The sequence below is a fragment of the Lysinibacillus antri genome, from assembly GCF_003977595.1.
In the GTDB taxonomy this organism is placed as follows: domain Bacteria; phylum Bacillota; class Bacilli; order Bacillales_A; family Planococcaceae; genus Ureibacillus; species Ureibacillus antri.
Map to the genome: position 1 here is coordinate 35,902 of NZ_RYYR01000002.1, position 25,014 is coordinate 60,915.

Annotated in this window: 23 protein-coding genes and 1 other annotated feature; of the genes, 1 reads left to right on the plus strand and 22 read right to left on the minus strand. The window is 36.3% G+C overall.

Features of this window, described 5'->3' with window-relative positions:
• Positions 1 to 27: 27 nt before the first annotated feature.
• The 21 genes from rplT to citZ form a co-directional block, all read right to left on the minus strand.
• On the minus strand, positions 28 to 387 hold the full coding sequence (rplT, locus tag EK386_RS01825) for a 50S ribosomal protein L20 (RefSeq protein WP_126657314.1): 360 nt from the start codon (positions 385 to 387) through the stop codon (positions 28 to 30).
• A 197-nt stretch (positions 388 to 584) separates the two neighbouring features.
• The gene (gene rpmI / locus EK386_RS01830) at positions 585 to 785 is read right to left on the minus strand and encodes a 50S ribosomal protein L35 (RefSeq protein WP_126657315.1); all 201 of its coding nucleotides are present in this window, start codon (positions 783 to 785) and stop codon (positions 585 to 587) included.
• 31 nt (positions 786 to 816) lie between these two features.
• Complete coding sequence (gene infC, locus EK386_RS01835) at positions 817 to 1,323, minus strand: translation initiation factor IF-3 (protein ID WP_126657482.1); 507 nt, start codon at positions 1,321 to 1,323, stop codon at positions 817 to 819.
• 96 nt (positions 1,324 to 1,419) lie between these two features.
• Positions 1,420 to 1,566, minus strand: a sequence feature (ribosomal protein L20 leader region).
• Positions 1,567 to 1,815: 249 nt separating this feature from the next.
• A complete protein-coding gene (locus EK386_RS01840; RefSeq protein WP_126657316.1) occupies positions 1,816 to 2,601 on the minus strand; it encodes a hypothetical protein in 786 nt (261 codons plus the stop codon).
• 150 nt (positions 2,602 to 2,751) lie between these two features.
• Complete coding sequence (thrS, locus tag EK386_RS01845; protein WP_126657317.1) at positions 2,752 to 4,683, minus strand: threonine--tRNA ligase; 1,932 nt, start codon at positions 4,681 to 4,683, stop codon at positions 2,752 to 2,754.
• A 476-nt stretch (positions 4,684 to 5,159) separates the two neighbouring features.
• Positions 5,160 to 6,089, minus strand: a complete 930-nt coding sequence (dnaI, locus tag EK386_RS01850) for a primosomal protein DnaI (protein WP_255508035.1) — start codon at positions 6,087 to 6,089, stop codon at positions 5,160 to 5,162.
• 10 nt (positions 6,090 to 6,099) lie between these two features.
• Entirely contained in the window at positions 6,100 to 7,482 is a 1,383-nt protein-coding gene (locus EK386_RS01855; RefSeq protein WP_126657319.1) for a replication initiation and membrane attachment family protein, read from the minus strand.
• An 18-nt stretch (positions 7,483 to 7,500) separates the two neighbouring features.
• On the minus strand, positions 7,501 to 7,971 hold the full coding sequence (nrdR, locus tag EK386_RS01860) for a transcriptional regulator NrdR (protein ID WP_126657320.1): 471 nt from the start codon (positions 7,969 to 7,971) through the stop codon (positions 7,501 to 7,503).
• Between the two features lie 157 nt (positions 7,972 to 8,128).
• The gene (locus EK386_RS01865; protein WP_126657321.1) at positions 8,129 to 9,148 is read right to left on the minus strand and encodes a glyceraldehyde-3-phosphate dehydrogenase; all 1,020 of its coding nucleotides are present in this window, start codon (positions 9,146 to 9,148) and stop codon (positions 8,129 to 8,131) included.
• A 445-nt stretch (positions 9,149 to 9,593) separates the two neighbouring features.
• Positions 9,594 to 10,187: a dephospho-CoA kinase gene (gene coaE, locus EK386_RS01870; RefSeq protein ID WP_126657322.1), complete on the minus strand. Its 594-nt coding sequence runs from the start codon at positions 10,185 to 10,187 to the stop codon at positions 9,594 to 9,596.
• A 19-nt stretch (positions 10,188 to 10,206) separates the two neighbouring features.
• A complete protein-coding gene (gene mutM / locus EK386_RS01875; protein ID WP_126657323.1) occupies positions 10,207 to 11,079 on the minus strand; it encodes a bifunctional DNA-formamidopyrimidine glycosylase/DNA-(apurinic or apyrimidinic site) lyase in 873 nt (290 codons plus the stop codon).
• Between the two features lie 12 nt (positions 11,080 to 11,091).
• Complete coding sequence (gene polA, locus EK386_RS01880) at positions 11,092 to 13,716, minus strand: DNA polymerase I (protein WP_126657324.1); 2,625 nt, start codon at positions 13,714 to 13,716, stop codon at positions 11,092 to 11,094.
• A gap of 132 nt (positions 13,717 to 13,848) precedes the next feature.
• Positions 13,849 to 14,274: a DNA polymerase I gene (locus EK386_RS01885; protein WP_246027556.1), complete on the minus strand. Its 426-nt coding sequence runs from the start codon at positions 14,272 to 14,274 to the stop codon at positions 13,849 to 13,851.
• A gap of 154 nt (positions 14,275 to 14,428) precedes the next feature.
• On the minus strand, positions 14,429 to 15,451 hold the full coding sequence (gene hflC / locus EK386_RS01890) for a protease modulator HflC (protein ID WP_126657325.1): 1,023 nt from the start codon (positions 15,449 to 15,451) through the stop codon (positions 14,429 to 14,431).
• Positions 15,448 to 16,419 (minus strand): FtsH protease activity modulator HflK, encoded by a 972-nt coding sequence (gene hflK / locus EK386_RS01895; RefSeq protein WP_126657326.1) that lies wholly within the window; start codon positions 16,417 to 16,419, stop codon positions 15,448 to 15,450. The genes hflC and hflK overlap by 4 nt, the downstream gene beginning before the upstream one ends.
• Positions 16,420 to 16,687: 268 nt before the next feature.
• Positions 16,688 to 18,142 (minus strand): two-component system histidine kinase PnpS, encoded by a 1,455-nt coding sequence (gene pnpS, locus EK386_RS01900; protein ID WP_126657327.1) that lies wholly within the window; start codon positions 18,140 to 18,142, stop codon positions 16,688 to 16,690.
• The gene (locus EK386_RS01905; protein WP_126657328.1) at positions 18,139 to 18,852 is read right to left on the minus strand and encodes a response regulator transcription factor; all 714 of its coding nucleotides are present in this window, start codon (positions 18,850 to 18,852) and stop codon (positions 18,139 to 18,141) included. Before EK386_RS01905 ends, pnpS begins: the two co-directional genes overlap by 4 nt.
• 57 nt (positions 18,853 to 18,909) lie before the next feature.
• The gene (locus tag EK386_RS01910) at positions 18,910 to 19,347 is read right to left on the minus strand and encodes a MaoC/PaaZ C-terminal domain-containing protein (protein ID WP_126657329.1); all 438 of its coding nucleotides are present in this window, start codon (positions 19,345 to 19,347) and stop codon (positions 18,910 to 18,912) included.
• 258 nt (positions 19,348 to 19,605) lie between these two features.
• On the minus strand, positions 19,606 to 20,544 hold the full coding sequence (gene mdh, locus EK386_RS01915) for a malate dehydrogenase (protein WP_126657330.1): 939 nt from the start codon (positions 20,542 to 20,544) through the stop codon (positions 19,606 to 19,608).
• A gap of 196 nt (positions 20,545 to 20,740) precedes the next feature.
• Positions 20,741 to 22,006 (minus strand): NADP-dependent isocitrate dehydrogenase, encoded by a 1,266-nt coding sequence (gene icd, locus EK386_RS01920; RefSeq protein WP_126657331.1) that lies wholly within the window; start codon positions 22,004 to 22,006, stop codon positions 20,741 to 20,743.
• 123 nt (positions 22,007 to 22,129) lie between these two features.
• Positions 22,130 to 23,245 (minus strand): citrate synthase, encoded by a 1,116-nt coding sequence (gene citZ, locus EK386_RS01925; RefSeq protein ID WP_126657332.1) that lies wholly within the window; start codon positions 23,243 to 23,245, stop codon positions 22,130 to 22,132.
• Between the two features lie 257 nt (positions 23,246 to 23,502).
• On the opposite strand from citZ, the gene EK386_RS01930 reads away from it, so the two are divergent.
• Positions 23,503 to 24,471, plus strand: coding sequence for an AI-2E family transporter (locus tag EK386_RS01930; RefSeq protein ID WP_179965983.1), 969 nt, complete (start codon positions 23,503 to 23,505; stop codon positions 24,469 to 24,471).
• On the opposite strand, the gene EK386_RS01935 is transcribed toward EK386_RS01930, so the two are convergent.
• Positions 24,458 to 24,847, minus strand: a complete 390-nt coding sequence (locus EK386_RS01935; protein ID WP_126657333.1) for an FxsA family protein — start codon at positions 24,845 to 24,847, stop codon at positions 24,458 to 24,460. The two genes, EK386_RS01930 and EK386_RS01935, sit on opposite strands and share 14 nt — an antisense overlap.
• Positions 24,848 to 25,014: the final 167 nt, after the last annotated feature.

The following is a 25,014-nucleotide window of genomic DNA, read 5'->3' on the forward strand; positions in this document are numbered from 1 at the left end:
CAGCCTTTTTATAAGTATGTGGATTTCTTATTTAGCTACTGCTTTTTTCGCAGCTTCTGCTAATTGAGCAAATGCTTGAGCGTCAGTTACAGCTAAGTCAGCTAACATTTTACGGTTAACTTCGATACCAGCAACTTTTAATCCGTGCATTAAACGGCTATATGAAAGACCGTTGATACGTGCAGCTGCATTGATACGAGTGATCCATAATTTACGGAAATCACGTTTCTTTTGACGACGGTCACGGTATGCATATTGACCTGATTTCATTACTGCTTGGTTCGCTACTTTGTATAATGTATGTTTCGAACCATAATAACCTTTTGCTAATTTTAATACTTTTTTACGACGCTTGCGCGTTACTGTTCCGCCTTTTACGCGTGGCATACTAATTACCTCCTGCTATTTCTTCCGAATGTTTGATAAAATCACGTTCAATTTATTTATATTATAAAATCAATTACGCCTTGGCGTAATTGCGTCCAGATTTCGGACTCGTGTTTACGCGAGTCAATACCTTTACGAAATCTGTGACATCCGCCCGGGGCTTAATTTTCATTCAGCCTTGGCTGAATGAAAATTAATTATTTCATGTAAGTTAATAAAGATCTAATGCGTTTGAAATCACCAGATGTAGCAACTTTTGCTTTACGTAGGTGACGTTTTGCTTTTGTAGATTTGTTAGCGAATAAGTGGCTTCCGTAAGCACGGTCAAATTTTAATTTTCCTTTGCCCGTTTTTTTGAAACGCTTCGCAGCGCCACGGTGAGTTTTCATTTTTGGCATTTCGAATTTCCTCCTAAACTATTCGTCAATATTACTTTTTCTCGTTCTTTGGTTGAAGAACTAAGAACATGCTTCTGCCTTCCATTTTCGGTTTTTGTTCAACCGTTGCAACTTCAGCACAAGCTTCAGCAAAGCGATCTAAAACGCGTTGTCCAATTTCCTTATGAGTGATCGCACGACCTTTAAAACGCAATGAGCATTTTACTTTATCGCCTTTCTCAAGGAATTTGATGGCGTTACGTAATTTCGTTTGGAAATCATGTTCATCAATTGTTGGGCTTAAACGAACCTCTTTAATATTGATGATTTTTTGATTTTTACGAACTTCACGATCTTTCTTTTGCTGTTCAAACTTAAACTTACCATAGTCCATAATACGTGCGACTGGTGGCTTAGCTTGAGGGGCCACAAGGACAAGATCCAAGTTTGCACGAGCGGCAATTTCTAACGCTTCGTTACGAGATTTAACTCCAAGCTGATCACCATTATGATCGATTAGACGAAGTTCACGTGCGCGAATGCCTTCGTTTACATACATGTCTTTGCTAATACGAATCCACCTCCAAGGTTGTGTCGCGAATACAAGAGTTTTATCGCAAAAACGCCCGGTTGAACGGTACACTTCCTAAGTATGTCCATAAAAAAAGGACGGACATTTCAAGAAGATGTCCGCCCGCTATATATTCATACGCTTTCGTCAGCGTAATTAATTCAACGTGTCATACCTGTTAACTGCAAGTGCGTCATTCAGGTGAGAAGCGGGCAGCCTCTACTTTCAACCACAAACTGTATTCATAACCTAAATTATCTTAACATCATTAATAAATCATGTCAACAAATTTTATTATATTTAATCCCTTCTGTTAATTAACGAAAATTAAAATTGGGAAAGCACGTTTTTTATGTGCACCTTATCATGGTGGAAAATCACGGATCAAATTACATATGAGTTACACAAATACGTCAGAAGTGCACTTCAACAGCTGCGTTTTTTATACTCTCCATTTAGAGAAAGGTTCATTACTCAACATCAGTTATATAAAGGTGTCGTAATTACGTCAATTATCGTATTAATACCTTCCTGACTTGGAACCCATTCATCATTATACATAACATCATCAATGCGATAAAATGTGTCGTCTACCTTCACTAAATCAAATCGCAAAAAAGATTCTTCACCAGGAATAATTTCACCATTATAATATCCACTTACGACAACAAAATCTCCAGCATCTTCCCAGTATAAATCAGTAAAAAATTCTTCTGTAAAGACATCACCAATCAAAATTTCTGGATATTCTTCAAAGAAACTGAGCTGCGCATCGTAAATAGCGTCATCCTCATAGTAATCATCTGCTTTGACAGATACCACTTCACCTTCTTGACCTTCATACACCTTTTCAATTAAACCATATAGAATTAGATCACTTTGAGGGACTTCATTAAAGGCCAGATAATTAATATCAAACGTTTCAGTGTCCTCATCAATCGTAAATTGGAATAATGCTTCTACTTCTACATCTTGATACATACAAGTCCCTGTAAATTCTACCACTGTTTCATCTGTGTCAGCTGTAAATGAATGCCACTTTGGATTTCCAAAAAAATCTTGGAACGCCTCGCCAATTGTTGGGGTTGGATAATCATTAAATGTACCATCCCGAACAAGTGACACATTTGGATCGACAATATCCGTGACTACGTTAGATAGGTCCAATTCCTTTTCTTCTGACTCTTCTGTTGATGTGGACTCTTCACCACCTCCACAACCTGCGAGGACAACTACAACTGCAAACGATAATAACCATTTTTTCATGTTAAAACACCTCTCTCTTATGTAAAATTGCAACATTTTTATCTTTTAATTTCCTATCCATTTCCAAAAATATATACCAAAAGCCTCCTCTTTTCAAAATAAAAAGGATATGCCTCAATAACCTAAGACACATCCTTCTTTTATTTTACTTTACTTGTGAGATTCAACTTTAATTTTTTCTAAGAAGTTTTCAAATGGAACTGTTTCCGAATCCTTCGAGCCGTATCGACGAACATTTACGCCTTCAGCTTCTAATTCTTTATCCCCTAATACAAGCATGTAAGGAATCTTTTTCATTTGTGCTTCACGGATTTTGTAACCAAGTTTTTCTTCACGGTCATCCATTTCTACACGTATACCTGCTGCACGAAGATCTGCTACTACTTTTTGAGCATACTCATAATGCACTTCATTCGATACAGGAATTACTTCTACTTGAACTGGTGCTAACCAAGTTGGGAATGCCCCTTTGTATTCTTCGATTAAGAAAGCAACAAAACGCTCCATTGTCGATACTACCCCACGGTGAATTACGACTGGGCGGTGTGGTTTCCCGTCTTCCCCAACGTATGATAAATCAAAACGTTCTGGTAATAGGAAGTCTAGTTGAACTGTGGATAACGTTTCATCTTTCCCAATCGCAGTTTTCACTTGAACGTCTAATTTAGGTCCGTAGAATGCTGCTTCCCCTTCAGCTTCGTAGTAATCTAAGCCAAGGTCATCCATCGCTTCTTTTAACATGCTTTGTGCACGTTCCCACATTGCATCATCATCAAAGTATTTCTCCGTATCTTGTGGATCACGGTAAGATAGGCGGAATTTGTAATCATTTAAGTCGAAATCTTTATAAACATCAAGAATTAATTCAACAACGCGTTTGAACTCTTCTTTAATTTGATCTGGTCGAACGAAAATGTGCGCATCATTTAACGTCATCCCACGTACACGTTGTAAACCTGATAAACCACCTGAACTTTCGTAACGGTGCATTGTTCCTAATTCCCCAATACGGATAGGAAGTTGACGGTATGAGTGCATTGAAGATTTATAAACCATCATATGGTGTGGACAGTTCATTGGACGAAGCACTAAAGTTTCGTTATCCATTTCCATTGGTGGGAACATATCTTCTTGGTAGTGCTCCCAGTGACCAGAAGTTTCGTATAATTTTTTTGAACCTAATACCGGTGTATACACATGGTCATAACCAAGACGAACTTCTTTATCAACAATGTAACGCTCGATAATACGACGAATTGTTGCACCATTTGGTAACCACAGTGGTAAACCTTGCCCAACAGTTTGGGATAAAGTGAATAGCTCTAATTCTTTCCCGATTTTACGGTGATCGCGTTCTTTTGCTTCTTCTAACATTTGTAGATGATGTTTTAAATCCTCTTTGTTGAAGAAGGCTGTACCGTAAATACGTTGAAGCATTTTGTTATCAGAGTTTCCTCTCCAATATGCTCCTGCTAGTGATAAAAGTTTAAATTCTTTTAATTTCCCTGTAGATGGGACATGAATTCCACGGCAAAGGTCGAAAAATTCACCTTGGTAGTAAATCGAAACTTGCTCATTAGCCGGGATTGCTTCAAGTAATTCTAATTTATATTCGTCGCCGATTTCTTCATACATTTTTTGTGCTTCGTCACGGCTAACGTTTTTACGTTCAATTTCGATGTTTTCAGCAATGATTTTTTTCATTTCTTTTTCGATTTTTGGTAAATCTTCTGCTGAAATTGGTGTTGGAGAATCGATATCGTAATAGAATCCACCTTCAATTACTGGACCGATACCTAATTTTACATCTGGGAATAAACGTTTTACCGCTTGGGCTGTTAAGTGCGCCGTAGAGTGACGTAAAATTTCAAGAGCTTCCTCAGATTTTGGTGTAATGATTTCAATCGCACCATCTTCTTCAATTGGTGTTTTTAAATCGATTTGTGTACCATTTAATTTACCCGCTAATGCCTGCTTTTTTAGACCTGGACTAATGGAAGCGGCAATTTCTTCAGTTGATGTTCCGCGAGCAAATTCCTTTACTGCGCCATCTGGGAAAGTTAATTTGATTACTTCTGACATGTTGATGTTCTCCTTTTTCGTTCTTTTATTTTTAGTTGAATGGAAAATTCGCACATAAGTTAATGAAAACCGCACTTAAACTTTGAAAAATCGCACATAACTTTACGCAAAACGCACATAAAGCATTTAATGTGTGTAAGTAAGCCAGTTTTACCCCAAAATAAAAAGCGCCATCCCTAACCAAAGGGACGACGCGTATGCTCGTGGTTCCACCCTTGTTCCTTCCGAAAAAAACTTTTCAGACGAAGCTCTAGGTCGGTTTAACGTACCGATAAACGTTAACGGATTATCCCCGCTAATGCTCCGAGGTAGTAAAGTATGTGCGCGTACTAGGAAACTTCCAGCCATGGTTTCCCTCTCTATAAGTCGATTCACAAACTTGTTGTCCTCATCAAAGCAACTTTTTTATTGAAATTATAACGATAGTATACGCCCGAGCAATTAAAAATGCAACTAACTATATTAAAATTTTCTCTCTACTGCCTTCTATTGGCACCTTCAAGTTGAATAGGAATGGTTGTCGCTTTAATGCGTTCCATGATTCGAGCCGCTTTTACAACCTCTACATCACCTTTTTGTGAATTCGCTAGGTGATTTTCTAGACCATCATAATCAAAATTTGATGTAATAAAGGTCGGTAATTCTTCGGCCATACGATAGTGTAAAATTGTACCTAAAATTTCGTCTCTCGTCCATGCAGATAACGTTTCCGCTCCTAAATCATCGAGCATTAGTACAGGGGCTTTTTTTACAAAATCAACTTTTTCTTGCAATGTATTATCCGATATCGCTTGTTTCATTTCACTTAAAAACTCAGGCACAAAAACAACGACGGAACGAATCTTTAAACTTGCCAATTCATTTGCGATTGCACCAAGTACAAAAGATTTACCTACACCAAATTTACCGTAAATATAGAGCCCTTTTGCAGGTAGCTCGCCTGTTTCTCTTACATTTTTAATAAACTTTGCCGCGATTTCTGCTACATCCATGCGTGAATCATTATCAATCGCTAAGTCTTTAATTCTTGCTCGTAATACATCTTTCGGCATAAACATGCTAGAAATCATATTGGCCGATTCGCGACGTTCATCTTCTATAATTTTCTGTTGGCATCTTGTATATTCAATTTCAATCGAATTACGGATAATTTGCAATTTTGGAATAAAGCCATTTAATAAATTGGTACATTGGTCTGTATGATCGCAGCCGCAACAAGTTGTACTTTGGCTCATATATTCATGTAGCTTCGGTAAACCTCGTTCCACCATTTCCATGTTAACTACTTGATCATTTTCAGCTAAAAACTTTTGAACTTCCTTATTTTCTAATACATCCCGCTTTAATTGATCATAACGTTCTTGAAAAGATGGAATTTTCATTACTCTTTTTAATGTATTGTTAATTGGTTCGATTTTAGTTCACCTCTTGATCCTCTTGTCCTAAAGCCTCTAACAATTTTTTACGGCGTTCTTCGTATTCTTTTTGTTTTGCCGCATCTGGTGTCTCGCTCACAGACTTTTCATTTCGTTTATCAAACCACTCAGGAACGATTTCTTTACTTGCCCTCGGTTGCTTTTTATAGCCACCCGTATTTGACTTTGTACCAGTTGTCTTCTTTTCGTTTTCATTTTTCCAAGCGGTATATTTATCTCGTTCTGTGCGCGCTAACTCCATTGCTTCTTTTGCCGTTTTTAAATTTTTACGCATCCAGTGATCCGCAATTCGTTCCACATAATTTTTCGGTAATTTCATATCAGTTGTAAGCATGACATATTCAAGTAGGACATTTACAACCCCAACTGGCATTCCATGTTTCATAATTAGATCTTCCGCTAACTTAACTGATGAAGCTAATGGTTCTTTGCCTTGATTAATATCGCGTAGTACTTGAATAGGAGGCGTCGTTTCTAAATAATGTTGCCGCTCTTGTTCCTTAGAAAGTTTTACATTTGTAGGCACTTCACGCTTTGCAAACGTTTTTTCTAACTTCGGCGCATCTTTTGAAATCGTTAGCTTGTAATAATCGGCTGCTGCTTTTCTTAACTTATCCGAATGAATATGCATATTTTCATCTAGTGCTAAGATGACAACTTTTTGCATATCCAATGGCGATAAATGGTACAGAAATGCAAGCTTTGCAATGGTTTCTTTTACTTCAAGTGAAATACTACTAGAAGGGATTAATTGTTCAGATAACCCAGACATGAGTAAATTAAAATCAAATTGCTCGAAATAAAAAGGGTACCCTTGCGATTGTATACTCTGATCTTCACCCATTAACTCTTTTGGCACATTGGTATGAATCGGCTTGTATACATCAATAAAAGAACGAGAAACATCTGTATAATGATCCTTTTTAAGCGGTTTAACGAAACGCTTTCGAAGTTTTCGATAGGCTTGTTCCCCTATTTTTGAAAATAAAAACATCGATAATAACGGATCTTGGAAAAATGTGTGCGCTTCTAATGGTCGAATTAATTCGTATATAAATACGCGATTGTCATGTTCATCTTTCCGCCAAGTTCGAAGTAATCCGATTGCTTCAAGTGCAATACGTGCTTCAAAAACTTTCCCAATCGGCATATTCAAAACACTCATTAAATAATAATGGGTCAAGCTACCTGTATGTACATCTTCCCCCTCAGCCCATAATGTTAAATACAGACTGATTGGCTCGGGACCTGTTAAAGGTTGATAAAACAATGTTAACAGTTGGCGTTCGTTTGTAGAAAGCATATGGGGGAGACTTATTTCAAAATGATCCGCAGGCTGTAACTCCTTATATAAATGAACCACTTTATCCCCTCCAGGTCACTATTTTCGAATATCAGATTGTCGATGTAGTAATTCTTTTAGCTCGGCAATAAAAACACTAATATCTTTAAATTGTCGATAAACCGATGCAAATCGAACATAGGCAACTTCATCTTCTTTCGCTAGTCGGTCCATTACCATTTCACCGACTTCTTCTGAGCGTACTTCTGCGTTCCCAATTCTACGCAAATCTTTTTCAATGGATATAACCATTCCTTCTAACGTCTCTAAAGCTACAGGGCGCTTTTCACATGCACGAATAAGACCGCGCAATACTTTTTCACGACTAAACTCTTCCCGAGAACCGTCTTTTTTAACTACGATTAAAGGAGTTTCTTCTATTTTTTCAAAAGTTGTAAACCGATATGCGCATGATTCACATTCTCGACGTCTTCGAATTTCTTTATTATCATCGACAGGTCTTGAGTCAACCACACGCGTACCGTTATATTGACAAGCTGGACATCTCATTAAACTATTCTCCGTTCCATTATTTCAGTAAATCTATTATAACAAAAGTCTTACATCTATAAAGATAAAAATGAATTGATTCCGTTTAAGAAGATGCAAAAAGGCAGGAAAACACGTTTCCCACCTTCAACCTTAATTTGATATTCTTTTCACAAGCTTATGCAGTAACTGTTTCTAATGCTTTAACAATTTTCTTTGTTAAATCGACAACGCGTGCAGAGTAACCCCACTCATTATCATACCAAGCTAGAACTTTTACTTTGCGAGTACCCATTACCATTGTTAATGGTGCATCAATAGTCGATGAGTACGTTGTTGTATTGTAGTCTGTAGATACTAATGGTTCTACAGAATAGTTTAAAATACCTTTTAATGGACCTTCAGCTGCAGCTTTAAACGCGTTGTTAACTTCCTCTACAGTCACATCTTTGTTTAAGTCAACTACTAAGTCAACAAGTGATACGTTTGGAGTTGGAACACGTAAAGCTAAACCATGAATTTTTCCTTTTAATTCTGGAAGTACTAGTGATAATGCTTTCGCAGCGCCTGTAGATGTTGGAATAATACTTTCCGCACATGCACGCGCACGACGTAAATCTTTATGTGGATTATCGATATTTTTTTGATCATTTGTATAAGCATGAACTGTTGTCATTAAGCCATTCTCAATACCAAACGTATCATTTAAAACTTTTGCTACAGGAGCTAGACAGTTTGTTGTGCAAGATGCATTTGAGATGACATCATGTTTTGAAATATCTAGTAATTCATCATTTACACCCATAACAACTGTAATATCTTCGTTTTTACCTGGAGCAGTTAAAATAACTTTTTTCGCACCTGCTTCTAAGTGCATTGCAGCTTTAGAACGTTCGTTAAATTTACCAGTAGCTTCGATGACGATATCAACGCCCATTTGTTTCCAAGGTAACTGTAATGGATCACGTTCACTAATTAATTGAACGCGTTTACCATTTACAACTAAAGCGTTTTCTTCAGTTTCAATCGTACCCTCAAACTTACCATGATTTGTGTCATACTTAATTAAATGAGCTAATGTTTCTGGTGGATAGCTCGCATTAATAGCTACAATATTTAAACCCTCTTGAATAATTGCTTGGCGGAAAACCATACGACCAATTCGGCCAAAACCATTAATTGCAATAGAAACTGTCATTATATATAAAGCCTCCTGTATATCAATTCATTATGTTATCTATTCTCCAAATTAGTATAGCACAATTACTAAAAAGGTGAACACAATCTTTCAAGAAATAAAAAGTTCTTATTTTCAGAAAATAGTAGGAAAAGTGGAAGGCGCTCGTCCAGCTTTCGCAGACACTGGAGACTTCCGACAAACGTGCTTGCGCGTGCGAAGGAAGTTGAAGTGGCAAGAAAGCTAGCGCCTGGAACTAGACATCTAGAAAAGTGAAGGCGGCTCGCCAGAAATTCCGCCATTATCTCTTTAAATCCCGCCATTTTTAGGAATAATCCCGCCAACTTTCAACTTTATTCCGCCAATTATCGTGTAAATTCCGTCAACAACGAAAAACGAAAAACCCCTACAACTTAATGTAGAGGTTTTCCAGATGCATTATACAGCCCAATTAATTGAAGCGCTGCTAAATGACATTCCACTCACGTAAAATGCGCTCTAATTGTATTTTTGCATCTTCAATTGTACCGTTGTTATTAATTACCGCGTCCGCCCCCTGTTCCTTTACAGACAGTGGTAATTGAGAACGAATCCGCGCTTTTGCATCTTCTTCACTTAATTGATTGCGCTCCATTAGTCGTTTTAATTGCGTTTCTTCATCAACAGAAACAACTAAAATCTTTTCTACATAATGTTGGAGTTTACTCTCAAAAAGCAATGGTATATCCATTATGACCGTTTTTTCGCCATTTGTTACATACTCATCACGTTGACGTAACATCTCAGCTCGAATCGCTGGATGAATAATATCATTTAATACTTTTCGTTTTGATTCATCATGAAAAATAATAGAACCTACTTTTGCGCGATCCATTTCGCCATTTTCACTGATGACATCTGCACCGAATGCTTCCGCAATTTTTCGCAACGTTTCTGTTCCAGGTTCCACTACTTGACGTGCGACTAAATCCGCGTCAACAATTGGAATGTTATATTCTTTTAACATCTTCGCCACCGTACTTTTCCCACTTGCAATACTACCTGTTAACCCAATAATCATACTATCCCCCACACCCTTGCTAATGTTGACATTGAGGACAATATACGGAAGTTCGCCCACCAATGACCATCGATTTTGTTGAAGTGCCGCAATTCGAACAAACTTTCTTTCCGTACATTTTGAGACGATGTTGCATCCCGCCTGCTTCCCCATTGATATTACGGTAGTCAGAAATAGTAGAGCCTCCGTTATCAATACTTTCCTGTAAAATGTGCCGAATTACTTCAAACAATTCGATTTTTCTCTTATTACTAATTCGATTTGTTTTTCTTGCTGGATGAATGCTCATTTTAAATAAAGATTCTGTTGCATAAATGTTGCCACAGCCAGAAATAACCTGTCCATCCATTATGACTTCTTTTATTGGCTTATTTTGATATTTTGGCAGCTCACATTTAGCAAGAAAATAATCACATGCCTTTTCATCAAAAGGTTCTGGTGCCATTTGTAAAAGTGGTGGATGTTCATCTTCTTTTACCATAAACCGCATTTCGCCAAATCTTCGGATATCCGAATACACAAGAAGCTCACCAGTCGTTAAATAAAGAATCGCATGCCAATGTTTACGAAATTTCGCTTCTGTAATTTCATCCAAACTTCCTACGACAAACCAGGCACCCGTCATCCCTAAATGATTCACAAAAAGATAATCCACTTCATTTTTCATCAAATAAAAATAAATGTATTTCGACCGGCGTGTAATTTTTGCAATGTCCATCCCCTGTAACGCTTGTTCAAACAGCTCTGGCTCCATTGCTTTCACAATACATTGTTTTCCTTCTGCCCAAGATGTATAAATTGTTTTGGAAAGTTCCACATGATCAATGGTTTTTCCTTCTACTCTTGGGATGAGGGCCCGAACGACACCTTCTACTTCTGGTAACTCAGGCATATGTCCACTTCCTTATTTCGCATCGTACCAAGTGTTACCATATGAGAAATCAACTTTTAACGGAACCGAAAGCTCAATGGCATGTTCCATTACTTCTGGTACAATTCGTTCTAATATTTCAATTTCATCTTTTGGTGCTTCGAAAATTAACTCATCGTGCACTTGTAATAATAACTTCGATTGTAAACCTTCTTCTTTTAAGCGTGCATCCATATCAACCATCGCTTTTTTTATAATGTCTGCGGCACTTCCTTGAATTGGTGTATTCATGGCTGTTCGCTCTGCAAAGCTACGTAAATTAAAGTTTCGGCTCGTGATATCCGGTAAATATCTTCGGCGATTTAAGATCGTTGTCACATAGCCTTTTAATTTCGCGTCTTGTACGATATTGTCCATATATTCTTTAACACCAGGGAAGCTTTGCAAATATTTATCAATAAATTCACTTGCTTCTTTTCTTGTAATGTCTAAATTTTGAGATAATCCATAATCACTAATGCCATAAACAATTCCGAAATTTACCGCTTTTGCCGCGCGACGCATATTGGATGTCACTTCTTCCGCTGGTACGTGGAAAACATCCATGGCAGTACGCGTATGAATATCCATTCCTTGTCTGAAGGCATCAACTAAATTGGAATCATTCGACATATGCGCAAGCACACGTAATTCGATTTGTGAATAATCGGCTGCAAACAGCACCCAACCCTCTTGAGATGGAACAAAGGCTTGACGTATTCTTCTGCCTTCTTCTAGGCGAATCGGGATATTTTGTAAGTTTGGATCTGTTGAACTTAATCGCCCTGTCGCAGTAAGGGCTTGCTGGAATCGCGTATGCACTTTGCTATCTTCTTGATGGACTTCTTTCATTAGACCTTCAATATAAGTTGATTGCAATTTCGCAAGTTGTCGATAATCTAAAATATATTTTACAATCTGGTGCTCTGATTGAAGTTTTTCCAATACGTCCGCAGCAGTAGAGTAACCTGTCTTTGTTTTCTTAATGGCTGGCAATCCTAATTTTTCGAATAAAATAACGCCCAATTGTTTTGGTGAATTAATATTAAAGTTTTCACCAGCTAAGTCGTAAATTTCCGCCTCAAGAGAAGAGATTTTTTGGAGTAAGTCCTCTCCCATTTTCTCTAACGTTTCAATATTGACTTTCACACCTTCACTTTCCATCGCTCCTAAAATCGTAGCTAATGGCAGTTCAAGATTATAATATAATTCGAATTGTTCGTTTTCCTTTAGTTTTTCTTCCACAATCGGTTGTAACGACCAGATGGCAAACGCTTTTCTACAAATATGCTCTGCCAGTACGTTTTCTTCAGGAACCTTCCATTTTGCGCCTTTTCCATAAATCGTTTCATTCGCTTGCACATCTGTATAGCCAAATTCCTTTGCAAGCGTGGCAATGTCATCACCTGAAATGGCCGGGTTGGTAATGTACGAAGCAAGCAACATATCAAATTCTACACCGCGTAAGTTAATGTCCATTCGCTTTAAAATGGCTTGAGCTGCTTTACTATCGGACATATATTTTTTCTTTGTTTCATCTTCTAACCAAGTTTTAATTGCTTCGTTGCCATGCATGTTTTCGAATGAGACATAAAAACTGCTGCCCCCATCTGTAAAACCAAAACCTAGTATGCGACAAGTATGGTAATGTTCATTTTCTAGCTCCACATGAATGGCCATCGTGTCTTGAAGCATGTCTGCTGTTACGTTTTCAACAATTTCAAATTCAAGCGCTGCTGTTTCTTTTTCTTCCACTTGAAACTCACTTTTTTCAATTAGTGATTTAAACGATAGTTCTTGCCAAATATTTAATACTTCTTCTTCATTTGGTCCTGGATAGTTTAAATCTTCTAAAGAAATATCAATTGGTGCCTCAGTAAAAATTGTGGCAAGCTTTTTCGAAAGTTTGGCTTGTTCTTCATTTTCCACAAGTTTTTCTTTCATTTTCGATTTTTTCATGCCTTCAATTTGTTCATACAATGCTTCAACTGATCCGTATTCTTTTAATAATTTAATGGCTGTTTTTTCGCCAACACCTGGTACCCCCGGAATATTATCGGAAGCATCCCCCATTAAGCCCTTCATATCAATAATTTGAAGTGGTGTTAGACCATATTTTTCTTCAATATGGCTCGGCGTATACTTTTCAATATCTGTTATACCTTTACGTGTGATATAAACAGTTGTTTTATTAGTAGCTAGCTGCGTTAAGTCTTTATCACCTGAAACAATGATGACATCCATATCTTGTTCTGCTTGTTTTGCCAGGGTTCCAATGATATCGTCTGCTTCGTAAAGTTCTTTTTCATAGCGTTTTATTTGATATGCATCGATTAGTTTTCGTAAATATGGGAACTGTTCCGATAATTCTGGTGGCGTCTTTTGTCTGCCGCCTTTATACTCTTCAAATGATTCATGGCGGAAAGTCGTTTTGCCCGCATCAAAAGCTACTAACATTTTTGTCGGCTTTTCTTCTTCTACTATTTTTTGAAGCATTGTTGTAAAACCATACACGGCATTTGTATGGATCCCACTATCATTCGTTAACAATGGCAATGCAAAAAATGCGCGGTAGGCTAAACTATTCCCATCTAGTAATAGTAACTTTTCTTTTCCCATTCAGATTCTCCTTCATATGTAAAACGTAACTTTACAAAAGTGCTCTTTCTACTTTATCGTTATTGGTGCTTTTTTTCCATTATAAAACACGTATCAACCGTTAGACGATCAATACGTGTTTTAAAGTAATATTTAATTTTTATAGGAAGCTTTTTTTCGAGGATAAAAGATCTCCTCAAAGATAACCGTTATTAAAAATGCATTCATAAAGGAGATGACAAGGTATAGCGGCATACCACCTAACTCATAGACCATTAATGAGCGCCAAAACACTTCCACAAATCCTATTTGAGTAAAGAAAAAAATCATCCCAACGCCAACTTGCCATAAAGGACGTGGATCTTTTCGTTGATGAAATTTCAAAACTTTTTTAAAACTATTTCTAACTTCTTCTGCAATAAAAAGTGTTATAAAAAATAGCGGTAAGAATGTGATTGGTATATAGAAAATTTCAATTTTTGTCCACGTATATGGTGTTGGGGTAAATAAAGCAGTAATTGAACAAGCCATGATGAACGCTAACAATACATTTTGGATCCATTTATTTAGTTTGTTCACTGTTATTCCCCCTGTTCGTTTCTATGTAAATTACTATATTATTATAGCAAGAATTATATTATTTTAAAGTAGTAAATTATGTGAATTTAATAGAATCATATAAAAAACCACCTATTAAACGGTTTCCCGGATAATAGATGGCTTCAACTAATTGTTATTCAACATACCCTGATAACACACTTGCATAAGGTGAATCGGATGGTAAGATAATCATTGTATCTTCACCAATTGTTTGTTTATACGATTCTAATGTACGGTAAAGGGAATAAAACTCTGGGTCTTTCGAGAATTCACGGTTATAAATTTTCGCCGCTTCTGATTCCCCATCCGCTCGTATAAGTGCCGCTTCCTTCTCTGCTGTGGCTAGTAACTCCTGCACTTGTCTGTCGGTTTGCGCTTCGATACGATTTTTTTCTGCATCCCCTTCTGATAAATACTTTTGGGCAATAGATTCACGTTCTGAAATCATGCGCGTGTAAACAGACTGTTCGTTTTCTGCTGGTAAATCCGTACGACGAATACGAACATCCACTACTTCAATGCCAAAGTTTCCGTCTTTTAAAAACTCATTTACTTCTTTTGTGACTTGATCATTAATACTTCCTCGAGACGAGTTTTCATCATTAATAATTTGATCATAATTTAATTGACCCAGTTGCGTTCGAATAACAGAGTAAATAAATTCCTCCATACGCGATTCGGCATTAATGAGTGTACCCGCATTTGAAATTAACGCCTTTGGATCGGTCACTCGCCATACTGCATAATTATCAATAATGATTCGTTTTTTATCTAATGTATTAATTTCTTCTTCCGTCATATCATATGTCATTAAATTTTTCGGTAATGTCGTCACACTTTGGATAAATGGAATTTTAAAGTTTAATCCCGGTTCATTTTCGTATTTTACGACTTCTCCAAATTGACGAACGACACGATACTCATTTTCTTTTACAATATAGACGTTTGCTAAAAGAATAACTAATACCGCAAAAATCGCTGTTAAAATAATGGCTGACTTCGCAAATTGACGACCGTTAATTGGTTTCTTCCCTTTTTCTTTAATAATTTTTGCTTCTTTTATATCGACAACATCATCTTTTTTCTTTTTATTACCAAAGAGAGATTTAATAAATTTTTCTAAGTCGCCATCGAACTGGTTGTTATTGTTACTCATTGTTTGCCGCCCCCTTCCGTCGATTCTTCACCCGTTTTCGGTGATGAATTTGTCATTGGTTGAAGTGGTAAGTATTTCAATGTCTCTCCATTATCATTCATAATGTAAATTTGGGCACCTGGTAACACGGCTTCTAATGTCTCTAAAATTAAACGTTGACGTGTAATTTCTTTATTTCCTTCATACTGTTCATATAATTTTGTAAAGACCGCTACTTCCCCTTCAGCCTGTTGGATACGGGCAACCTTTTCCCCTTCTGCACGAGAAATAATAGCATCTTTTTCCCCTTGTGCTTCACTTAATTTTTGGTTTTCATATTTACGTGCTTCATTTGTTTTTGTATTTTTCGTTTCGCGGGCATCTGTCACTGCTGTAAAGGCCGCACGCACTTCCGCATTTGGTAGCTCCACATCTTGTAATTTAACCCCTAAAATACTTACACCAATATCGTACTTTTCAATTAACGTTACTAGTAAATCACGTGTATTCGCTTCAATATCGGCTTTTCCATCTGTTAGTGCATTATCAATTGTTGAACTCCCTATAATGGAACGAATGGCACTAGATGTGGCATTATGTAATATTTCTTTTGGATCTGCTGCATTAAATAGATATTTTTCTGGGTCTGTAATTTTCCACTGTACGACTAAATCTGTTAGTACAATATTTTCATCCCCAGTAATCATTTTAGTTTCATTATCAAACGATTCAATTTCACCATCTTTTGTTTGTTTGTAGCCAAATTGAAGACTGTATGTTTCTTTTGAAAGGACCTCTACTTTTTGAATTGGCCATGGTAATTTAAAATGTAAACCTGAATCCGTTATTGTTTCATCTGCATTACCAAAAGTGATTACAACTGCTTGTTCGGACTCATCTACGGTATACCAGGAAGTAAATACAGCAATTAACGCAACGACAGCGACAATCGACATTCCCGCGATTAACAATGTTCTTTTTACACTCATCTATATCCTCCTTACTCGGCTAACTTATGATTATCTTATTTACGGAAGTAATCGATAAAAAGTTTCAAAAAGTTTTAAAGACAAGTGATTTATTCGAAATATCGTTCATTCAATCCTCGAAAAAAAAGAAAATGCCCTTTTTGCTAGGACATTTTCAAATGGTTCACACTATGCACTTTTCGCACAAACTAAATCTGAAACAGGGGGTTTCTATGTTTAGAATAAAAGATTCGTATGAAGATAACGTAACAGGAATGTTAAGCAATTGTTAATTTCTTTTTTTACGTAAAGGAATATATACGATCATACAAGTTCCTTTTCCTACCGTACTATTCACTTGGATCTTCCCATAATGTGCTTCAATAATATGTTTTACAATGGCGAGTCCTAACCCCGTTCCCCCTGAATTACGACTTCGCGCTTTATCTACACGGTAAAAACGTTCGAAAACCCGAGCGATTTCACTTTTATCAATCCCCATACCTTCATCTTCTACTTCAACGATCCCGTACTCGTCGTTTTTCTTTATGCGTAACGTAATTGTCGTATTTTCAGGAGAATATGTAATGGCATTTGTAATAAGGTTCGTAAAAATTTGAATTAATCGGTTAAAATCTCCTGCCACAGTCACATCTCGTGCAATATCCACATTAAACTGCATATTTTTTTCATCCAGACGTGGACTTGTTAATTCCACCGCACGTATTAACACTTCTTGTAAACTCGTCGGCATAATTTTCACAGAGAAACCATGCTGTTCAAGTCTGGACAACTCCAGAAGATCTTCAATGAGCATTTGTAGTCGATTACTTTCTTGATGGATGATATCTAAAAAGGAAATGAGCATTTTCTCGTCTTTAAACGCACCATCTAATAATGTTTCCGAAAACCCTTTTATTGATGTAATTGGTGTTCGTAGCTCGTGAGATACATTGGCGACAAAATCTTTTCTTATTTGCTCAAGACGAATAAGCTCCGAAATATCATGCATGACAATAACGACACCTAACCAGCGACCATGCTCCCCAACAACTGGCGCACCATAGATTTGCTTATATTGGATTTCTTGATTCACTTCAATTTCAATTTGTTTCCGATAAGGTAATTCGGTTAAAAAGACATGGTCAATAAACTCTTCAATTCTTTTAGGTAATCCTAAAGTAAGAAAATTTTTGTCCTTCACTTCATCTAAATCTAGCTGAAACCCATCGAGAAATTGGCGATTTACTATGGATACTGTAGCTTCTCGATCAATCATAATGAGGGCGCTACCCATGTTTTCAATTAATGTTTTTAATCGTTCATTTTCAATTTCGCGAATTTTTTCGATTTCCTGTAAGTTGCGGGCTAATAAATTGACCGAGTTTCTTAATTCAACGATATTGGCAGGTCCAACTGCAAACGCACGGGAACGATAATTTCCCTTTGTTAATTCTCGAGCCGTCTGCGTAATGTTTTCAATAGGGTCTAACAAATTACGGATTAGTTTACCGTTAATTAAACAAATTAAAATAAAGGAAACCACTAATAAAAATGTAATAATAAATGCAAATTGTTTCTTTATATAATCAATTTGATCTGTATCTAAATCGATATTATTTTCGGAAAAGTAATTGACAATATAGAACGGAAAAAGCTGGCCTAAGACAAAGCCAAGGACAGCTAGAACGGAACCGGTTAGTATAATGTAAAAAAGAAACAACTTATTACCGTATGATCTCATATAGATTTTGGCTCCTCGAACTTATAACCAATTCCCCTAATTGTTTTAATAAATTTTGGTTTTCTACTATTTTCTTCAATCTTATCTCGCAAATGACTAATATGAACATCTACAATCCGTGTATCCCCTGCAAAATCATAATTCCATACAGCACTTAACAATTGATCTCGTGTAAGGACACGATTTTTATTTTCGAGTAAATGGATTAACAACTCAAACTCTTTCGGTGTAAATTCTAATGGAACATCATCTAAAAACGCTTCGAAACGTTCAGGAAATACTTGTAACTTGCCATAATGATAAACACTTTTTTCATTGTCGTCTTGTTCCTGCACTGGAGCTTGCGTAAATCTTCTCAGTACTGCTTTTACTCGGGCAACGACTTCTCGAGGACTGAACGGTTTCGTCATATAATCATCTGCCCCTAGCTCTAACCCAAGCACTTTATCGAATTCGTCGTCTCGTGCTGTTAACATAATAATTGGAATGTTGCTCTTTTGGCTACGTAATTCCTTACATACTTCCATTCCATCCATTGTAGGTAACATTAAATCTAAAATAATTAAATCTGGTGCATGTTCAAGTGCTGTTTCTAAACCTACTTTTCCATCATGGGCAAGTAATACTTCATAACCAACACGTTCTAAATTATATTGTAATAATGTTGCAATCGATACTTCATCTTCAACTACTAAAACTGTTTTTGTCATAAAAAACTTTCCTCCAAAATTGATTTGAAACCCCCATTTCAAATCAGTATGCATTTTTTAATCCGGAGGTAATACTTTTAAGACACCTTCGATTACCTGTATATTTTTTTCTTTAGAAGCTTTTACGTAAATATCGACTACATTTGAATGGACATCGACATGTTGAACTTCTAATACAATTTCAATCGTTTCGTAGTGAAACACTGGCTCTAAATAAACTAAATTTTGTTCCCGGATATGAGAACCAGGTCCAGGTAAATGTTTGGATATTGCAGAAGTGATGATTCCATTTAACATAATAATAGGTACCAGTGGCCGTTTATATGGCGTTTGAGCAGCATAATCGTGCTGAACATATAATGGATTACTATCATTCGTTAAACCTAAATATAACAATAAATCTTTATCCTCGATTTTTTCTGTTAGCTGTAACCTTTCACCAACCGTTATTTCATCAATCTTCTTTCCAATCTTTGTACCCTTTCTTAGTAACAATAAAGCAACCCCTTTATATTGAGATTACTTTCATAGTATCAATTTTTTCAGAAAATAACAATTAAAAGTGGAAGCGGCTCGCCTAGCTCGACTCTTTTGTGAAATTCTAATATTGCTTCGTGTTTGGCTAATATCTCCGCTGTTTTGTCTAATATTTCCTCTAATTTGGCTAATATTTTAAAATTTCAGCACCGCTCACTAGTATCCTAAAACAACAAAAAACGAGTGGGAACGAAAACTCCCACTCGCGCATCTATTCTATTCTAAAACAGACATTACGTCGCGTACTGCTTGAGCAGACAAATCTAATGCTGCTTTTTCGCTATCTGTTAATTCTAATTCAAAGATTTTTTCAATTCCGTCAGCACCAAGTAAAGTTGGTACACCTAAATAAATGCCATCGTATCCATATTCGCCTTCTAAGTAAGCGATGGAAGGTAGCACACGTTTTTGATCCTTAATAATTGCCTCAGCCATTTCAATCATCGCTGCAGCTGGAGCATAGTAAGCAGAACCGTTTCCTAATAAGTTAACGATTTCACCACCGCCAGTACGCGTACGTTGAACAATTTCTTCTAAACGTTCTGGTGCAATTAGTGTTTCAAGTGGGATACCACCAGCATATGAATAGCGAGTCAGTGGCACCATTGTATCACCATGTCCACCTAATACAAAGCCACGAATATCTTTCACTGAAATATTTAACTCTTCAGCCACAAAAGCACAGAAACGAGCTGTATCAAGGACACCAGATTGACCGATTACGCGATTTTTTGGGAAACCTGTTTCTTTATAAACAGTATACGTCATGGCATCTACTGGATTTGTTAAAACGATAATTGTTGAGTTTGGAGAGTATTTTGCGATTTCACTTGAAACAGATTTCATTACTTTTTGGTTGATTTGAACTAAATCATCACGACTCATTCCTGGTTTACGTGCAACACCAGCAGTAATGATCACTAAATCAGAATCCGCAGTATCCTCGTAGCTAGAAGTACCTTTTACATATGAATCAAACCCTTGAACTGGAGCTGCTTCCCACATATCTAATGCTTTTCCTTTTGTAGGATTTTCAGCTTGCGGAATATCAACTAATACAACATCACCTAGTTCTTTTTGAGCTGCTAAAAAAGCTGCCGTTGCACCTGTAAAACCAGCGCCGACTACTGAGATCTTTTTTCGTTTCAATGACATATAAATACGCTCCTTCGTTAATATGATAGTAAGTATCGTTATAAAAAAGGAAGAGAATTCGAAAATCCTCTTCCTTTAAACAATATTATTTTCATACAATTATTAACAATAGTCAACAATTAACCTATAACTTTTATCCATAAAATACTAATTGTTATGAAAATATCATACAATCCATTATTTTATGTCATTTCAATTAAAGGTTTTTAATTAATTCGTTAGCGAATTCAGAACATTTAACTTCAGTTGCGCCTTCCATTAAACGAGCGAAGTCATAAGTAACTACTTTAGAAGAAATTGTTTGTTCTACAGATTTTGTAATTAAATCTGCAGCTTCTTGCCAACCTAAGTGCTCAAGCATTAATACACCTGAAAGTAACACTGAAGATGGGTTAACTTTATCTAAACCAGCATATTTCGGAGCAGTACCATGAGTAGCTTCGAAAATAGCATGTCCAGATACGTAGTTGATGTTAGCTCCTGGAGCGATACCAATACCACCAACTTGAGCAGCTAATGCATCAGAAATATAGTCACCATTTAAGTTCATTGTAGCAACTACATCGAACTCTTTTGGACGAGTTAAGATTTGTTGTAAGAAAATATCAGCGATTGAATCTTTTACGATAACTTTGCCTTCAGCAACAGCTTTAGCTTGTGCTTCGTTAGCAGCAGCTTCGCCTTGCTCAGCTTTAATTGCATCGTATTGGTTCCAAGTGAATACTTTATCACCGTATTCGCGTTCAGCTAAATCGTAACCCCAGCTTTTGAATCCACCTTCAGTAAATTTCATGATGTTACCTTTGTGAACTAATGTTAAAGATGGACGGTTGTGTTTAATTGCGTATTCAAGTGCTGAACGAACTAAACGCTCTGTACCCTCTTTAGATACTGGTTTAATACCGATACCTGAAGTTTCTGGGAAACGGATTTTGTTAACGCCCATTTCAGTTTGTAAGAAGTTAATAAGTTTTTTAGCATCATCAGATTCTGCTTGGTATTCAATACCTGCATAGATATCTTCTGTGTTTTCACGGAAAATTACCATGTCAACATCTTCTGGACGTTTAACTGGAGATGGAACACCGTCAAAGTGACGTACAGGACGTAAGCAAACATATAAGTCAAGTTGTTGACGTAATGCTACGTTAAGTGAACGGATACCGCCACCCACAGGAGTAGTTAGAGGACCTTTGATTGCGATTAAGTATTCGTTAATTTTATCTAAAGTTTCTTGTGGTAACCACTCACCAGTTTGGTTGAATGCTTTTTCACCTGCAAGAACTTCTAACCATTCGATTTTCTTTTCGCCGTTGTATGCTTTTTCTACAGCTGCGTCAATTACGCGAGATGCTGCTGCCCAGATATCTGGACCAATACCGTCACCTTCAATAAAAGGGATTGTTGGGTTGTTTGGTACTTGAAGTACGCCGTTTTCTACTGCAATTTTACCGTTAGTCATGAATGTTGCCTCCTAAATAGATAAGTCTAAAACCATATTTACATAAATCAATCGGCGCAAATTCACGCCGACTGATTTATGCTAAAACACAGTCTTAGACAATTTTAGCATATTTTATAAAAATTATCGCTCATTAATTGGTACATATTTTTGCATTCCTGGTCCAACATATTCTGCACGAGGACGGATTAAGCGATTGTTTGCATATTGTTCTAAGATGTGAGCTACCCAACCAGATGTACGAGAAACAGCAAAGATTGGTGTGAATAAGTCATGCTCAATGCCTAATGAATCGTAAACTGATGCTGAGAAGAAGTCAACGTTTGCTGGAAGACCTTTTTGGCCAACGATCATATCATGGATTTTCACTGACATGTCATAAAGTTCTGGTTTACCAGTTAATTTAGTTAACTTTTCACTCATTACACGTAAATGTTTTGCACGTGGGTCACCTTTACGATATACGCGGTGTCCGAATCCCATGATTTTTTCTTTATTATCTAATTTACCTTGGATATAAGATTCAACATTATCAAGTGAACCAATTTCAGATAACATTTTCATTACTTGCTCGTTAGCTCCACCGTGTAAAGGACCTTTTAAAGCGCCTACTGCAGCTGTAACACCTGAATAAACATCTGATAATGTCGCTACACAAACACGTGCAGTAAACGTAGATGCGTTTAACTCATGGTCAGCATGTAATACTAATGCTTTGTTGAATGCTTCAATTTCGATTGGTTGTGGCTCTTTACCGTGTAACATATATAAGAAGTTTGCAGCATATCCTAATTCAGGTTTTGGTGCAATTGGTTCTAAACCACGACGGATACGAGAGAACCCAGTAACTACTGTTGCAATTTTCGCTTGTAGACGAATTGCTTTACGGTAGTTAGCTTCTGGAGACATTTCATCAGCTTCTTCATCATAAACACCTAATAAAGATACAGCTGAACGAAGAGCTGCCATTGGGTGAACTGATTCTAATGGGTACGTTTTAAATTGGTCGAAAATTGCTTGAGGTACTTCTGCATTTTCAGCTAAAGCCTTAGTTAGTTCAGCTAGCTCGTCTTCTTTTGGTAAACGAGTGTGCCAAAGTAAATAGACTACCTCTTCAAATGTAGCATTTTCAGTTAAATCATCTATGTCGTAACCAACATATGTAAGTGTGTCGTCGATAATTGAACTGATTTTTGACTCTGCCGCTACGATACCTTCCAAACCACGTGTTGCTGTCATAAAAAATCGCTCCCTCTAATAAATATTTTAGTTTGTAAGTGCTTTCTTTCTTTTTGAAAAGATGCACAAAAAAGTGTTCTGCTCATATGAACCTATAAGTAAATCGCTTACAAGAATCATTATAATAAATTTTGACGTCTTTGTGAATGAAATTAAATGAAATGAAGAAAAAAAAGCATAGAATATAAAAATTAAGAGTAAAAGAGAATTATTGGTATTATACGAGATATGAATTGCATAAAACAGAGGTGACAAATTTGAAAACGAATAAAATGAATAATTTTCCGTATAAAAGTACAATAAAATTTCTTATTTTAATTGTTTACTTCATTCTATTATGGCTTATTTTACCCGTTTCTATCGCTATATTTGCTGCGTATTTTCTTTATCCAGTCATCAACTTTTGTCATAAACGTTTAAAGCTACCATATGTAATTTGTGCTATTCTCATATCTATCTTAATTTTTATTACCTCCTATAGCTTTATATACATTACAATCCAAAGCATCATTTCTATTTATCCTGAAGTTAAACTCCAAGTACAAAATTTAAATATTTTAAATACAGGCAATCATATTTTACTTGAAACGATTTTCAATAAGTCCTTGTCCTATATTGATACAGCTATTATGGGACTAGCTAATATTTTGCAAGATATTTTAGGATACGTCATTGAACTATTTATATTTATTGTTGCCTTTTATTTTTCTTTATTTGAATCAAAACGTAACCGCTACTGGTTCTTCGTTTATGTACCAAAACAATATCGAGAAGAATGGAAACATTATTTTATTAAAGGTACGAGCCTTTTTGGGTATTTTTTATACGTTGAATTTCAACTGTTTATCATTACATTCTTTTTACTCAGCTGTGGACTTGCACTATTAGGATTTGAACATCCCGTCAATAAATCCTTTTTAATTTCTTTAGCAGATGCGCTTCCCTTCTTTGGTATTGGTCTATTTCTTATTCCAATAGCTATTTACTTTTTTGCGATCGGCGAGAAATTTCTATGCTCTGCGATTATCATTTTATATATTTTCATTCAATTAACGAGGCAAATTGCAGAATCCATTCTATGGGCATCTACATTTCACCTACGAACGGTACATACATTTTTCATAAGTGCTGCCTCGATTTTATTATTTGGTGTTTACGGAATCTTACTAAGCCCATTTTTATTTTTAATAGCCGTAAAGATCAAACAAAAATCTATTTATGAATAATGAAAACTTGTCCATTATTCATTTTCTTTCGTAACCATTGATAGATTGCTGGTTTAAATAACTTCCTCGTAAATGGGATTACGAGCATAAAACCTAACAAATCTGTTAAAAAACCAGGTAAAACCAATAAAATCCCACCAACAAAAATGAGAAATGTGTCAATCATTGCAGGTCCGGGTGGGTTCGACTCTGCCATACTATTTCTCATATTTTGGACAGATTGAACGCCCTGTTTTTTAGCTACCCAAATACCAATTACACTTGTAAACAAAATAAGAAGTAATGTATTGAAAACGCCGATATTTTTACCTACTACGATAAAAACCGCTATTTCGATAAGTACCGTTGCAATTACACTAAACAACAATTTCTTCAAGCAATTCCCTCCATACTTTAAGTTGTTCCTTTATTTAAATACGATTTCATAGCCTAAAAGTTTCACTTCCAACGAAAAGGGAGCGTCTTGGACTGGACGCTCCCTTTCAATATTATAACTAAGTATAAATTATCTAATTATTAATAATGTCTAGCTAGCTACAACCG

Excerpts from the sequence above, each read along its gene's own strand:
- hflC (WP_126657325.1), bottom strand. The coding sequence starts at position 15,451 with ATGAGTAACAATAACAACCAGTTCGATGGCGACTTAGAAAAATTTATT.
- citZ (WP_126657332.1), bottom strand. The coding sequence starts at position 23,245 with ATGACAGCAACACGTGGTTTGGAAGGTATCGTAGCGGCAGAGTCAAAA.
- coaE (WP_126657322.1), bottom strand. The coding sequence starts at position 10,187 with ATGATTATTGGGTTAACAGGTAGTATTGCAAGTGGGAAAAGTACGGTG.
- rpmI (WP_126657315.1), bottom strand. The coding sequence starts at position 785 with ATGCCAAAAATGAAAACTCACCGTGGCGCTGCGAAGCGTTTCAAAAAA.
- icd (WP_126657331.1), bottom strand. The coding sequence starts at position 22,006 with ATGACTAACGGTAAAATTGCAGTAGAAAACGGCGTACTTCAAGTACCA.
- EK386_RS01905 (WP_126657328.1), bottom strand. The coding sequence starts at position 18,852 with ATGACAAAAACAGTTTTAGTAGTTGAAGATGAAGTATCGATTGCAACA.
- rplT (WP_126657314.1), bottom strand. The coding sequence starts at position 387 with ATGCCACGCGTAAAAGGCGGAACAGTAACGCGCAAGCGTCGTAAAAAA.
- polA (WP_126657324.1), bottom strand. The coding sequence starts at position 13,716 with ATGGGAAAAGAAAAGTTACTATTACTAGATGGGAATAGTTTAGCCTAC.
- mutM (WP_126657323.1), bottom strand. The coding sequence starts at position 11,079 with ATGCCTGAGTTACCAGAAGTAGAAGGTGTCGTTCGGGCCCTCATCCCA.
- pnpS (WP_126657327.1), bottom strand. The coding sequence starts at position 18,142 with ATGAGATCATACGGTAATAAGTTGTTTCTTTTTTACATTATACTAACC.
- thrS (WP_126657317.1), bottom strand. The coding sequence starts at position 4,683 with ATGTCAGAAGTAATCAAATTAACTTTCCCAGATGGCGCAGTAAAGGAA.
- EK386_RS01865 (WP_126657321.1), bottom strand. The coding sequence starts at position 9,148 with ATGACAGTTTCTATTGCAATTAATGGTTTTGGCCGAATTGGTCGTATG.
- hflK (WP_126657326.1), bottom strand. The coding sequence starts at position 16,419 with ATGAGTGTAAAAAGAACATTGTTAATCGCGGGAATGTCGATTGTCGCT.
- EK386_RS01840 (WP_126657316.1), bottom strand. The coding sequence starts at position 2,601 with ATGAAAAAATGGTTATTATCGTTTGCAGTTGTAGTTGTCCTCGCAGGT.
- nrdR (WP_126657320.1), bottom strand. The coding sequence starts at position 7,971 with ATGAGATGTCCAGCTTGTCAATATAACGGTACGCGTGTGGTTGACTCA.
- mdh (WP_126657330.1), bottom strand. The coding sequence starts at position 20,544 with ATGTCATTGAAACGAAAAAAGATCTCAGTAGTCGGCGCTGGTTTTACA.
- infC (WP_126657482.1), bottom strand. The coding sequence starts at position 1,323 with ATGTATGTAAACGAAGGCATTCGCGCACGTGAACTTCGTCTAATCGAT.